Origin of the sequence: Streptomyces sp. WMMC940, assembly GCF_027460265.1 — a bacterium.
Taxonomy (GTDB): Bacteria; Actinomycetota; Actinomycetes; order Streptomycetales; family Streptomycetaceae; genus Streptomyces.
This window is the reverse complement of sequence record NZ_JAPZBC010000001.1, coordinates 1546958-1560067: the sequence shown is the minus strand read 5'-3', so window position 1 is coordinate 1560067 and position 13110 is coordinate 1546958. Positions and strand designations below refer to the sequence as shown.

Here is a 13110-nt window from a genome sequence, read left to right as displayed (position 1 = left end):
CTCGAAGGTCACCAGAACACCGGACTTTGTAAAGGATCTTGTTCGGGTGTCGCGGTCGATGACCCTTTTGCGGCACGCGTGATGTTTCACATGTCAGACGGGACGCGTCCGCTCCGGGGTGTCGGCCGTCGGCCGTCTGGCGTCCGCTGCCGGGCGTCACGCCTCCGGCGCCGGGTCCGGGTCCGGCGCGTGACATCGGCTCCGGGCGCCACGGGAATTCCGGGCGGGGGCCGCCGCGACCCGGGGCGGGTGCGGCGAGGACCCGCCCGGGGCCGTGCTCCCGGCCCGGGGCCGGGAGCATCGGCGGGCCCGTTCGTACCGCGCCCCGGCTCCGGGCCGGCGCGCCCCGGTACCGGAAGCCCTCGACCCGGAAGGGGCGTCGGCGTGGCACAGCGGTCGTCCCGGAGGGGCGGGCCGTCAGGTCGAACCGCCTCCGCAACTCGAGCCGCCGCCCGAACCGCCTCCGCAACTCGAGCCGCCGCCGGAACCGCCTCCGCAACTCGAGCCGCCGCCGGAACCGCCTCCGCAACTCGAGCCGCCGCCGGACGATCCGCCGCACCCGCCGCTGCAACCACCGCCCGAGCCGCAGGAACTGCCGCCCGCCCCGCCGCAGCCTCCGCCGCCCGAGCAGCCGCCGGAGGCCGCGCACCACACGGCGACGGGGACGTAGGCCGCGGTGTCGGACGTACCGCTGTGGCCGCTGCGTCCGGCGCGGGCACCGGCCCGGGAAGGCCGCCCGCCGCCGGTGCGCACCAGCCTGGCCGCCGCGATCAACTGCGCCTGGAGCACGGGGTCGGGAACGGCGCGCAGCCCGCCGAACGCCACCAGATGGCCGGCGTCGGTGCGGTGGGCGTGCGCCGCCCGGTAATCCGCGGCCGCGCGGTGCCCCGCGGCGCCGACGCGGCGGCGGGCCCGGGAGGAGCAGACCGCCGCGACGACCACCCCCGCGAGGCACGCGGGAAGGACCTTGACGACGAACGGGAACGGTATGTCGGAGAAGCCCTCGTGGAACGCGTACTGCACGAACGTCGCGACGAGCGAGACCGGCAGCAGCACCAGGGACAGTACGAGCTGCCAGGTGGACCAGGTCTTCCAGCGCCGGACGTCGCCGGGCGCGATCATCAGCCCCCGCGCCGCGAGCCCGTCGCCGATCTCCTGTACGGCGGGATTGCGCATCACCGCGAGCCGCAGGTCGTGCAGCGCCCCGCTCGGGGCCCGTGTCAGCTCGTCCAGGACGGCGCGTTCGACGTGGTCGTGGGCGACGGGCCGACGGACGGCGACGATGCCCGGCCCTCCGACCATCAGCCGCCCGTCCGTGACCATGGCGGTCAGCGCGGTGTCCACCGCCCTGGCGGGCCCGCCGTTGAGGAACGCGGCCTCCATGAGGTCGTGCACCGGGCCGCCGGGGCCTCTGCGAGCCCGCGCCAGGCCCCTGATGACCAGGGCCGAGGAGACACCCACGGCGAGATACACGATGACGGCGAGTACGTTCGGCGACATCCGGGTTCACCTCCTGACCAGAGCGGCGCGGGCCGCGCGGACGAAGCGCGTGGCGCGGCGCGGCGGGCGCGGCGCCGCCCGGTCCTGCCACCAGTGGGTGAGCCTTCGGCGTGCGACCGGGTCCTCCGGCCGGGCCGCGACCAGCAGATGCTCGGCGAAGTCCAGCGCGTCCCGGCGGTAACCGTCGCGCATCGGGCGGGTCTTGGCGTAGTCGAGGTACGCGGGCCGGTAGCCGGCGCCGAGGATCTCCGGCAGTTCGGGCGCCACCTTGGCGACGACGTCGGCCCGCTTGGCCGCGAGGGCACGGATCTGCACCCTCAGCCGCCGGGCGTCGAAGCCCTCCGGCGCGGGCGTCCCGGCGACCAGCGCGGACAGCAGAGCGGCCTGCGCGAGCCCGAGCCGCTCCCGCGCGGCCACGTACGCACCCGTGAGTGGATCCGTACCGGCAGCCGTACCCGGGCTCGGCCCCGTGAGTGGATCGGCACCCGTACCCGCAACCGGGTTCGGCCCCGTACCTGCGACCGTGCTTGGTCCAGCATCCGCATCCGCATCCGCATCCGGGTTCGGCGCCGGAGCCGCTGTCGTCGCGTGGGTACGGGACGCCGGATCGTCCGTCGCACCCGCCGCGTCCGCTTCGTGGGTACGCGTGGCCGGAGCGCCCTGCACCCGTGTGCGAGGTGCCCGTCGCGGGGGCGCGGCGAGGGTCGCGCGGATGGTCTCCAGTTCCGCCGCCAGTTCCTCCTCGGGCGGGAAGTCGTCGTCCCGCTCCAGCAGCACCCCGGGTGGGTCGGTGCGCGAGCGTAGCTCGGCGAGGATGTCGAGGACCGGCCGCGGCACGGGGTGGGCGTGGGTGTCGTGCCAGACGCCGTCCCGCTCCAGACCGCCCGCGACATGGACGTACGCGATCGCCCCGACGGGTAGCTCGTCCAGGGCCCGGACCGGGTCCTCGCCCCGGTTGACGTGGTTGGTGTGCAGATTGGCGACGTCGATCAGCAGCCGTACCCCCGTGCGCTCGACGAGTTCCGCGAGGAACTGGCCCTCCGTCATCTCCTCGCCGGGCCACGAGATCAGGGCGGCGATGTTCTCCAGGGCGAGCGGTACCGGCAGGCCGTCCTGGGCGATCCGGACGTTCTCGCAGAGGACGTCCAGCGCGTCGCGGGTGCGCGGGACGGGGAGCAGATGCCCCGCCTCCAGCCGGGGTGAGGCGGTGAGCGGACCGCCCGCGCGGACGAAGGCGATGTGCTCGGTGACGAGCGGCGCCCCCAGCGCCTCGGCGCGCGCGGCCAGATCGGCCAGCCTGCGTGCGTCCGGCCGTTCCGCCCCGCCGAGTCCCAGCGAGACACCGTGCGGGACGACCGTGACGCCCCGCTCCCTCAGCCGCCCGAGCGAGTCGGGGAGATGGCCGGGGCAGACGTTCTCCGCGACGACCTCGACCCAGTCGAGACCGGGAAGCCGTTCCACGGCAGCGGCGATCTCCGGGCGCCAGCCGATACCGATTCCGAGCCTGTCGGGCTGCTTCATGGGTCCCCCTCCTCCACGTGTGCAAGGGTCATGGCCCCGTGGGGCCCTGCCCAATCCGGAGGAGGGGACGTTCAGAGCTTCATTTGAGGTTGCGGGCCCCGGGCCGGGGAATCCCGGCCCGGGGCCCCGGGGGACCGCGACCCCGTCGTCAGTTGCTCGCCCCGGGAGCCGGGCGGTTGGTGTTGACCGCCGTCGGCGGTCCCGGCTGGGTCGAGGGACGCGAGGTGGTCTCGGTCTGGGCCGGCGGCACGGCCGGGGTCGGCGCGGGCGGCAGGTTCCCGTCCGGCGGCGGCGGGCCCGTGGGGCTGGCCGTGGCACCGCCGGCCGCCTCGTTGGCGATCGAGTCGAAGTCGACCATGCCGGTGTTCTCCAGCATGGTGATGTGGTCGAGCACCGTCTGGTTGGCGTCGGACGCCAACTGGCGTATCAGGGTGTTTCGGGTGGTGTGGCGGACCTGGGCGATGAGGGAGAAGACCTTGCCGTGCGCATTGCGCAGCAGGTTCGCGAACTTGTACTCGTACTCGCGGCCGCTGGCCGCCGACAGTTCTCTCAGCCAGCCCTGCTGCTGCTCGTTGGGCACGTTCGGCAGCTCCACGCCGAGCTTCGCCGCCACGTCGCGTGCGCGCTGGTCGAGGTCGGTGTGACCGACGATGAGGTGGTCGCCCGCGTCCTTGATCGCCTGTGTCGGGGCGCGTTCGAGCGCCTGCTGCCCGGCGGGGAGCTCCCACAGGCCGGCGAGCCGCACCTTGACCAGGAAGTCACGGTCGGTCGCCGTCAGCGGCCCCCACTGGGTGGACACGGACGAGGCGTTGAGATTGGCCTGGCCAGTCCCGGACCGGTCGGCGTAGGACCATACGGGGAAAGCGAGCGCGCCCACTGTGGCGACCAGTGCCGCGATGATGAGAGCTGTCCCGTTGACGCGACGCAGCAAGTGTGCCTCCCGATCCGATGTGCGTACCGCGGAACCGCCGGTGACGGAACCGGCGACTCAGACTGCTTGGCAGTACCGGAAGGTACGTTCGGGAGACCTGATCCGTTCAGCCCCGCTCGGGGAAGATTCGTTTCCGTACCGGATGGTCGGCGACGACCGTCACGGAGCCGGGGGCGATCTCCGTGAAACCGGCGTCCCGGACCGTCGGCAGGCCGCTCGTGGCGAGTTCCGCCCAGCGGCCGGCGGCGGCTGTCCGGACGGCCAGGGGGAACCCGGCGTCGCGCCACGCCGCGCGTCCGGCCTCGTCCATGTCCCACCACAGCAGTTGCGCGCCGTGGCCGACCTGGGCCATCTCCTTGCCCGTGGACATGCGCAGCTCCGGGTTGAGCCAGAGCAGGGCGCGGTCCGGGCCGACGTCACCGACCGGTTCGTCGGGGTCCTCGAGCTCCGTGCCCGACACCTGGAGCTTCGACAGTTCCCTGGGCCAGCCGTCCAGCGGCACCGGCGGGAACACCCGGACCTCCGCCCCGGCCCCGGCCACCGTGATGCCCGGCAGTTCGGACGCCTTGCGCCACTCGGCGCCGCGCGCCCTGCGCACCACCTTCCGGATCCGGCCGTCCTGCCAGTCCCGTACGCGCTCGGCCCACTCGCCGTCCCCGGAGGACCGGTCGTCGGAGAGCATCACCACGACCGCGCGGGCGGCGGTCTCCAGCGCGTCGGTACGGGACGGCGGCGCGGTCCTCTCGATCCGGACGACGAGCGGCAGGACGAACTGGGGGGCCTCGTCGCGCGGTGTCGGCTCCTGCCGGAAGGGGCTGCCGTGGCTGTCGGGACTGCCCGGGCAGTCGGGATGGTCGGGGCTGTCGGGACAGCCGGGGCGGTCGGTGCTGTTCACCCGCACAGTCTGCCAGTCGGCGGGGGAGCGGCCGGGGGCCCGGGGCCTGCGGTTCGGCGGAACCGCCCGCCGGAGGGAACGCGCTGCTCGCACCGCTCCTCCTCGGCACCCGGCCGGCGCCGGCGGCACATCACCGCCCGTTGCCTGACGATGCGTCAAGAAACTTTCTTTGCGGGGGCGATGAACAAACACGGGTGCGCCGCCCGTATGAAGGGCCGGACGCGTCCCCCTCCCGGTCCCCCTCGGCGACCGGAGTCCGTTCCCCCGCAGGAGGCGAAGAGTTGAGTCACAGGCGTATACCCAAGCGGAAGGCGATACTCGCCGGAGCCGGAGCGGTGGGCATAGCCGCAGCCGCCGTACTGCTGCCGAATGCCAACGCTTCGCAGTCCGGCTCCGAGGACGACAAGATCGCTCCCAGAAAGATGAGCGCCGCCTCGGCCGCGGATCTCCTCCAGCAGCTGGGCAAGCAGCTCGGCGACTCCTACGGCGGCGCCTACTACGACGCGTCGAAGCAGCAGCTCATCGTGAACGTCGTCGGCAACGACAACGATGTGAACATCGAGATCAAGCGGGCCGGTGCGGTGGCCCGCAGCGTGCAGAACAGCTTCTCCACGCTGAAGTCCGCGACCCGCTCGCTCTCGAGCGAGGCCGCCGTCCCGGGTACGGCCTGGGCCATCGACCCGAGGAACAACCAGATCCTGGTGACCGCCGACCGCACCGTCACCGGCGACCGCTGGAACACCGTCGAGTCGGCCGTCGAGTCGCTCGGCGACGGGGTGGCCCGGCTCCAGAAGTCGAAGGGCGAGTTCAAGCCCCTCCTGGAGGGCGGGGACGCCATCTTCAGCGGCGGTTCGCGCTGCTCACTCGGCTTCAACGTCACGACCCAGGACGGGCAGCCCGGATTCCTCACGGCCGGCCACTGCACCGCCGCCTCCGAACAGTGGTCCGAGCAACAGGGCGGTCAGCCCGTCGGCACCGCCCAGGAGTCCGTCTTCCCCGGTGAGGGCGACTTCGCGCTCGTGACGTACGACGACCCGAACACCGAGGCGCCGAGCGCCGTCGACCTGGGCAACGGACAGCTCCTGGAGATCCGGCAGGCCGCCGACGCGGCCGTCGGCCAGGAGGTCTTCCGCATGGGCAGCACCACCGGCCTCAACGGCGGCCAGGTGACCGGTCTGAACGCCACCGTGAACTACCCCGAGGGCACCGTCAGCGGATTGATCCAGACCAACGTCTGCGCCGAGCCGGGCGACAGCGGCGGCGCGCTGTTCACCCGGGACGGCAACGCGATCGGTCTGACGTCCGGCGGCAGCGGCGACTGCACCTCGGGCGGCGAGACCTTCTTCCAGCCGGTCACGACCGCGCTCGAGGCGGTCGGCGCACAGATCGGCTGACCGCCACCCGCCGGGCCGGGCGGCGGTCCGCGGCGCCCGGATGGCCTGCCGAGGTGGAGAGACGGCACGCGGCCACGACGGAGAGCGAGGGGAGGAGGGAGGGACAGCGACAGCGGCCCCGGGCATCGGCGGATGCCCGGGGCCGCTGTCGCTGTCCCACTCCCTGTCGCTGCGACCGCGAGCCGGGGCAACCGGCACCGGCCTCGGCCCCAGGGCTCAGCCGCTCCCCAGCAGGAGCTTCCTGCTCGCCTCGACGTCGAAGTCACCCTTCGGGTACTGCGGGTCGAGCTCCTCCAGGTGTTCCAGCAGCAGCCGGCTCACTGCCCAATTGCGGTACCACTTGCGGTCGGCGGGCACGACGTACCAGGGTGCCTCGGGAAGCGAGCAGCGCTGCAGGGCCCGTTCGTACGCCTTCTGGTAGGCCGGCCACAGGGCCCGCTCCTGGATGTCCCCCTGGTTGAACTTCCAGTGCTTGTCCGGGTTGTCGAGGCGTGCCAGCAGCCGGCGCCGCTGCTCCTCGGGGGAGATGTGGAGGAAGACCTTCACGATGGTGAAGCCGTCCTCCGCGAGGGCCCGCTCGAAGGCGTTGATCTCGTCGTAGCGGCGGCGGATCCGTTCGCGCGGCACCAGGTCGCGGACCCTCGCGATAAGGACGTCCTCGTAGTGCGAGCGGTCGAAGATCCCGATGTCGCCTGAGCGCGGCAGTTCCCGGGCGATCCGCCAGAGGAAGTGGTGGTCCCGCTCCTCCGTCGTGGGGGCCTTGAACGCCTTGATCCGGCAGCCGGCGGGATTGAAGTGACCGATGACGTGCTTGACGGTGCCGCCCTTGCCGCTGGTGTCCATGCCCTGGAGGATCAGCAGCAGCCGGCGCCGGTCGCCCGCCGACGCCGCCGCGTACAGCCGCTCCTGCAGGTCCGCCAGGCGCCTGCCCGCCGCCGCGGCCGCCTCCAGGCCCGCGACCTTGTCCCGCGGACCGGCCGGGACCCCGCCCGGGTCGTACGAGGAGAGGTCGAGGCGACCGCCCGCCGGGACGCGCAGCACGTCACGGAGCCGGCCGGGGTACCGGTCGGCGACCTCGTCCGGAGCCGGAGCCGGAGCCGGAGGCGGAGGCGGGGCGGGGTCCGGGTCCGCAGCCCGGCCCGGGTCCGGAACCGAGTCGGGAAGCGGGTCGGGGAGACGCCCGCTGCGGCCGTTCTTCGTGGTCATCCTGGTCACCTCGGGTCTCTCCCGGCCGTCTCCGACCCCGGTCCCGTCCGGCCACCGGTCTCGTCCGACCGCCGGCGTTCCCGGGGAGGGGCTTCGTGCGCCGGCCACCGGTGCTCCCGAGGGTCTCCCCGGGTCCGTCCGGCCCTCCGATCCTCCACCGGATCCGGTACCGGCGCGAGCGACGCCCGGTCCGCCGGCGCGGCGGCACCCGGAGCCCACGGCACGGCAGGGGGAGCGGCGGGGCGGGGGAGCGGCGGCGGCGATCTCTGCGCGCCGACCGGCGCACGGAAGCGATCCCTGCGCCCGTCGGCGGTGGCACCCCCGGCACCGGCACCGGCACCGGCCCCGGACGCCCGCGGGCCCGGACGCCTCTGCCCCTGATCCGGACGCCCCCGCCCCGGCCCTGGGGGTCCCGATCAGGGCCCGGACGTGCCGGTCCCAGGGCCGGGTCGCGGGGATCAGCACCAGGGTCCGGTCACCGCGAACGTCGTACCCGGGGTGTAGCAGTTGACGTACATCGTGCCGCCGTCCGGCGAGAACGTGACGCCCGCGAACTCGCCCCACTCGGGCTCCTCCGGGGTGCCGATGTCCTGGCGGTTGCGCGCCATCGCGTACACCTCGCCCCGCTTGGTCACCCCGTACACGTGCTGGGCGCCGTTCCCGTCCTCCGCCACCATCAGCCCGCCGCCCGGGGCGAGACAGATGTTGTCCGGGGATTCGCCGGGGAGTTGCACGTCGGTCGCCGGCCCGAAGACGATGACCAGGGTCAGCCGCCGCCGCCGCGGTTCGTACCGCCACACCTGCCCGAAGTGGTCGGCCGCCGAGCCCTCGGCGCTGCGGGCGAAACTGGAGACGAAGTAGACGGACGAGCCGCCCCAGTAGCAGCCCTCCAGCTTCTGGGCGTGGGTGATGCCCTTCGGGCCGAAGTCCTGCAGCCGGATGGGCGTCCGGCGGGCCTGCGGATCGGGCACGGGGACCCACTCGACGCCGTCGAACCGGGCGCCCGTCTCCTGGATCGCGGACAGGTCCGGCAGCCCCGGGACCCGCATCGCCTCAAGCCGTCCCCCGGCCCGCAGCGAGCCCCTGCCGCCGAGCGGTTTCTCCGGCAGGAAGCGGTAGAACAGCCCGAACGGCCTCTCGAAGGCGTCCTCCGTCTCGTAGACGATCCCGCTGCGCGGATCGACCGCGACGGCCTCGTGCTGGAAGCGGCCCATCGCGGTCAGCGGTACGGCGCCGGTCCGGCGCGGATCGGCGCCGTCCACCTCGAAGACGAAACCGTGGTCCTTGGTGCAGCCGTTGGTGCCGGCCTTGTCCTCGGTCTCCTCGCAGGTGAGCCAGGTTCCCCAGGGGGTGGGCCCACCCGCGCAGTTGACCGCGGTGCCGGCGATGGCGACGCGTTCGTCGAGGACGTTGTTGCGGCCGTCGAGGGTGAGCGCCGTACAGCCGCCCTCGGCCGCCGGGTCGTAGGTGAGGCCGTCGACGACGGGGACGCCGATGCGGGCGTTGTGCCGGTTCTCGTGGTTGCGTACGAGGTGGACCCTGCCCCGGCGTCCCGGCAGTGCGGCCATGCCGTCGTGGTTGCCGGGCACCGGGCCCTCGCCGGAGCGCAGCGGCTCGCCCTCGCGGGAGAGCACCCGGTAGCGGAAACCTTTCGGCAGGTCGAGGAGGCCGTGCGGGTCCGGGACGAGCGGGCCGTAGCCGGAGTGGCCGCGGGCGGCGGCCGTACCCACGAAGAGCTCCGAGAAGGCCCCGGCGAAGGCGATTCCGGCGACTGCGGCACCCGTGCCGGCGAGTACCCGGCGCCGCGTCGCGGAGGAGGCTCCGGGGTCGCCCGGGGGTTCGGAGGCCCCGCCCCCGGCAACCCCTCGTGATTCCTGCGTGCGTTCTGCGGTCATGAGGCAACTCCCTGTTGGCGGACAGAGATGTGACCCGCATGTGTGTACCAGGCGTGTGGTCACGCGTGAAGCATGCGGGTCACCGTGCCCCGTGGGACGCGCGGTGCTGCGTGAGCGACGGCCGCGCGGTGCCGCCCGAGTGGTGAGGGCCCCGCGCGGGCGGTGAGGCGCTGCCGCGCGAACTTCGCCGTGCTGTGCGAACTTCGCCGTGCCACGGAACATCGCCGTGCCGCGCGAACCCCCCCCGTGCTACGGAACTTCGCCTACGCGAGCTTCGCCGTCAGCGTGATCGTCGTACCCGAAAGGGCCTGGCTCACCGGGCAGTTCTTCTTGGCCTCCTCGGCGGCCGTCTGGAAGCCCTCCTGGTCGAGCCCGGGAACCTGGCCCTCGACGGTCAGGTGGATGCCCGTGATGCCCTCGCCCGGCTGGAACGTGACGTCGGCCTTGGTCTCCAGGCGGGTGGGCGGTGTGCCGGCACCCGCGAGACCGTGCGAGAGGGCCATGGAGAAGCAGCTGGAGTGGGCGCCGGCGATCAGCTCCTCCGGGCTGGTCCTGCCGTTCGCCTGCTCGGCTCGCGACGGCCAGGAGACGGGGAAGTCGCCGATGCCGGACGAGTCGAACGTGACGACGCCGGAGCCGGAGAGCAGGTCGCCGTCCCAGACGGTGTGGGCCTGGCGCGTGGTGGCCATGATGGATCCCTTCTCAAAGCATTCAATGAATCGGTTCCAACCGGGCCCAACCTACTGGAACCTACTGTTCGACGAGGCCTTTGGCGTCCCGCGCGAGTGCCGTCAGCCGGGAGATGGCCCGGAAGTACTTCTTCCGGTACCCGCCCTTCAGCATCTCGTCGCTGAACAGCCGGTCGAAGGGGAGGCCTGAGGCCAGTACCGGCACCTCCCGGTCGTAGAGCCGGTCCGCGAGCACGACGAGCCGCAGTGCCGTCGACTGGTCCGGCACCGGCCGCACGTCGGTGAGGCAGACCGCGCGCACGCCGTCCGTCAGCGCGCCGTAACGGCTGGGGTGCACCCGTGCGAGATGCTCCAGCAGCTGCGGGAAGTCGTCGAGCGAGGCGCCCTCGGTGGCGTGCGCGGCCCGGGTGACCTGCTCGTCCGAGAACGGCGCGGGCGCCTCGGGCAGGCCGCGGTGGCGGTAGTCCTCGCCGTCGATCCGCAGCGGCCGGAAGTGCGCGGACAGACCCTGGATCTCGCGGAGGAAGTCGGCGGCGGCGAAGCGGCCCTCACCGAGCTTGCCCGGCAGGGTGTTGGAGGTCGCCGCGAGGGCGACGCCCGCCTCGACGAGTTTGCCGAGCAGCGTCGACACGAGAACGGTGTCGCCCGGGTCGTCCAGCTCGAACTCGTCGATGCACAGCAGCCGGTGACCGCTCAGGGTCTTCACCGTCTGCTGGAAACCGAGCGCGCCGACCAGGTTCGTCAGCTCCACGAAGGTGCCGAACGCCTTGAGGGACGGCTCGGCGGGTGTGGCGTGCCAGAGCGAGGCGAGGAGATGGGTCTTGCCGACGCCGTAGCCGCCGTCCAGGTAGACCCCCCTGGGTGCGGCAGGCGCCGCGGGCCTCTTCGCGAACCAGCGGCGCCTGCCGCTGCCGGTGGCGTGCGCACCGCCCAGACCCGCGGCGAACGAGCCCAGCACCGTGACCGCCTCGGCCTGGCTGGGCTGGTTCCGATCGGGGACGTACGTCTCGAAGCGCACCGAGTCGAAGCGCGGCGGCGGCACCATCTCCGCGACCAGGCGGTCGGCGGGGACACGGGGCTCGCGGGCGCACAGCGAGAGCGGGACGGCTTCGGTCATGGGGGTGGTCGACACAACCCCCCACTCTACTGAGTCCGGAGGGACGGCCGCCCCGCGCGTCCAGCGCCCGGGGACGGCAGGCGTCCTCGCACGTCAGGGCCACCCCGGGCAGTCGCACGTCCCCGCGTCCCACGCTCCCGGAACGGCGAGTGCCCGGGAGCGGCCGTCGGACCGGCCTCGGACGGATCTCGCACCGGCCTCGGACGGATCTCGCACCGGCCTCGGACGGATCTCGGAGGTGCCGTCGGAAGAGCTCTTGGAAGGGGCCTCGGAGCGGCCGTCCGAGCCGCGTGCCCGCTAAGCCGGAGGAGGGTCGCTCCCGGGGCTCCCCGTGGGGCCCCTCGTCGCACGTGCCCCTCGGCGGCGGAGCACCTGTGCCCGCGGCCCGCGGTACGCGAGCGGGACGTACGAGACCGAGGACGTATGCGAGCGGGGACGTATGCGAGCGGGGCGTACACGACCCGGACGTGCGCGAGCGGAGCGTACATGCCGGGATGTACCCGACCGGGGCGTACACGACCGGGAGCCTCGACGCGAGGTCGCCGCCGCCGGCGTGCCTGCTCCGGCGGCCGCGTCATGTGGACGCACGGCCGTGCCAGACTGCTCGGTATGCGACGTCTGTTCCCCCTGCCCGACCCCAGCGACCCCGCCGGCGCCCGTGCCGCGACCGACCGCGAGTGGGGGCTGGACGAGCTGGCCGACGCCTACGCCTATCCGGCCACGGAGGTCCCCTGGCTCCGGGCGAACATGGTCTCGTCCCTCGACGGGGCCGCCCAGCACGACGGGAAGTCGCAGCCGCTGTCGTCCGACTCGGACATGCGGATCTTCGGCACCCTGCGGGGGCTGGCCGACGCCGTGGTCGTCGGTGCGCAGACGGTACGGCAGGAGGGCTACCGCCCCGCCCGTGCCCGGGACGCCTTCGCGGGCCGCCGTGCGGCCGCCGGACAGGCCCCCGCCCCCGTGATCGCCGTGGTGAGCGCGAGCCTCGACCTCGACTTCTCCCTGCCGCTCTTCACCTCCCCCCTGGTGCCGACGCTGGTCCTCACCGGGGCCTCCGCGCCGCCGGAGCGGGTCGCCGCCGCGGAGGGGGCCGGGGCGGAGGTCCTCGTCGCGGGCGACGGGACGGGCGTCGACCCTGCCCGCGCCGTCGAGGTGCTGGCCGGACGCGGCCTGCGGCGGCTGCTCACAGAAGGGGGGCCGAGGCTCCTGGGTCAATTCGTCGGATCCGGGGTACTCGACGAGCTGTGCCTGACGGTGTCGCCGACGCTCACCTCCGGCTCCGCCCAGCGGATCGCGTACGGAACCGACCGGGCGGTGCCGGAGCGTTTCGCGCTGGCGTCCCTGCTGGAGGAGGCCGGGTTCCTCTTCACCCGATACCGTCGGACTTGACGTTCGCGACAGGTTATGTACCGGTTTGCTCCGGCCGGGCACACTACTCGCAGACCCCGTACGGACACGGGGAAGGACGGTTCCGGCAGAAGGGCTCCTGACGTGTTCACAAGCGTACTGATGATCGAGAAGCCCCTCACGGCGACCGACGTGGAATTCGTCACGACGCTGCACGGGGACGAGCCCGTGTCGTTCATCGTGCTCATGCAGCCGCGCGGCGACCAGGCCGATCTGCTGTTGCGCGCCATCGACGACGTGGCCATGGGCGAGCTCAAGGAAGCCGTCCGCGAGGGCGAGGAGCCCGAGGGCGCGAAGGCCCGGCAGCCTGCGGAGCTCGCCCTCGTGCACTCCCTGAACGCCCTGCGGGCCGCCGGGGCCGAGGCGGTCGGCCAGGTCGTCGAGGAGCACCCGATCGACAAGATGAAGACCGTCGTCGAGGAGGCCGGAGCCGACGAGGTGATCGTCCTGACCGCGCCCCACTACGTCGAGGAGTTCTTCCACCGCGACTGGGCCTCCCGTGCCCGGCACAAGGTCGGCGTACCGGTGCTGAAGCTCTTCGCGCACAGCGAATAG

General features: G+C 73.2%; 11 protein-coding genes. 3 read left to right on the top strand and 8 right to left on the bottom strand.

The annotated features are described in order from the left end of the window. Positions 1-417 precede the first annotated feature (417 nt). From O7595_RS06905 to O7595_RS06890, 4 genes are all read right to left on the bottom strand, one after another. Positions 418-1500, bottom strand: a complete 1083-nt coding sequence (locus O7595_RS06905) for a TIGR04222 domain-containing membrane protein (protein ID WP_269727844.1) — start codon at positions 1498-1500, stop codon at positions 418-420. A gap of 6 nt (positions 1501-1506) precedes the next feature. Beyond that, positions 1507-3021 carry a DUF692 domain-containing protein gene (locus O7595_RS06900; protein ID WP_269727843.1) on the bottom strand — a complete coding sequence of 505 codons (1515 nt, stop codon included), beginning with the start codon at positions 3019-3021 and terminating at the stop codon, positions 1507-1509. Between the two features lie 148 nt (positions 3022-3169). Further along, positions 3170-3949 (bottom strand): DUF4142 domain-containing protein, encoded by a 780-nt coding sequence (locus tag O7595_RS06895; RefSeq protein ID WP_269732400.1) that lies wholly within the window; start codon positions 3947-3949, stop codon positions 3170-3172. A 109-nt stretch (positions 3950-4058) separates the two neighbouring features. After that, a complete protein-coding gene (locus O7595_RS06890; RefSeq protein WP_269727842.1) occupies positions 4059-4847 on the bottom strand; it encodes a peptidyl-tRNA hydrolase in 789 nt (262 codons plus the stop codon). A gap of 281 nt (positions 4848-5128) precedes the next feature. Between O7595_RS06890 and O7595_RS06885 the strand changes: the two genes are divergently transcribed. Beyond that, positions 5129-6241 carry a S1 family peptidase gene (locus tag O7595_RS06885; protein ID WP_443071578.1) on the top strand — a complete coding sequence of 371 codons (1113 nt, stop codon included), beginning with the start codon at positions 5129-5131 and terminating at the stop codon, positions 6239-6241. A 216-nt stretch (positions 6242-6457) separates the two neighbouring features. Here O7595_RS06885 and O7595_RS06880 read toward each other — a convergent pair whose 3' ends face one another. From O7595_RS06880 to zapE, 4 genes are all read right to left on the bottom strand, one after another. Beyond that, positions 6458-7447 (bottom strand): PPK2 family polyphosphate kinase, encoded by a 990-nt coding sequence (locus tag O7595_RS06880; RefSeq protein ID WP_269727841.1) that lies wholly within the window; start codon positions 7445-7447, stop codon positions 6458-6460. Positions 7448-7905: 458 nt separating this feature from the next. Next, positions 7906-9342: an alkaline phosphatase PhoX gene (locus O7595_RS06875; protein WP_269727840.1), complete on the bottom strand. Its 1437-nt coding sequence runs from the start codon at positions 9340-9342 to the stop codon at positions 7906-7908. A 263-nt stretch (positions 9343-9605) separates the two neighbouring features. Next, positions 9606-10031, bottom strand: a complete 426-nt coding sequence (locus O7595_RS06870) for an OsmC family protein (protein WP_269727839.1) — start codon at positions 10029-10031, stop codon at positions 9606-9608. Positions 10032-10092: 61 nt separating this feature from the next. Then, positions 10093-11148, bottom strand: a complete 1056-nt coding sequence (zapE, locus tag O7595_RS06865; RefSeq protein ID WP_269732398.1) for a cell division protein ZapE — start codon at positions 11146-11148, stop codon at positions 10093-10095. Between the two features lie 609 nt (positions 11149-11757). Between zapE and O7595_RS06860 the strand changes: the two genes are divergently transcribed. Both O7595_RS06860 and O7595_RS06855 read left to right on the top strand, forming a co-directional pair. After that, entirely contained in the window at positions 11758-12537 is a 780-nt protein-coding gene (locus O7595_RS06860; protein WP_269727838.1) for a pyrimidine reductase family protein, read from the top strand. 102 nt (positions 12538-12639) lie between these two features. Then, on the top strand, positions 12640-13110 hold the full coding sequence (locus O7595_RS06855; RefSeq protein ID WP_269727837.1) for an indole-3-glycerol phosphate synthase: 471 nt from the start codon (positions 12640-12642) through the stop codon (positions 13108-13110).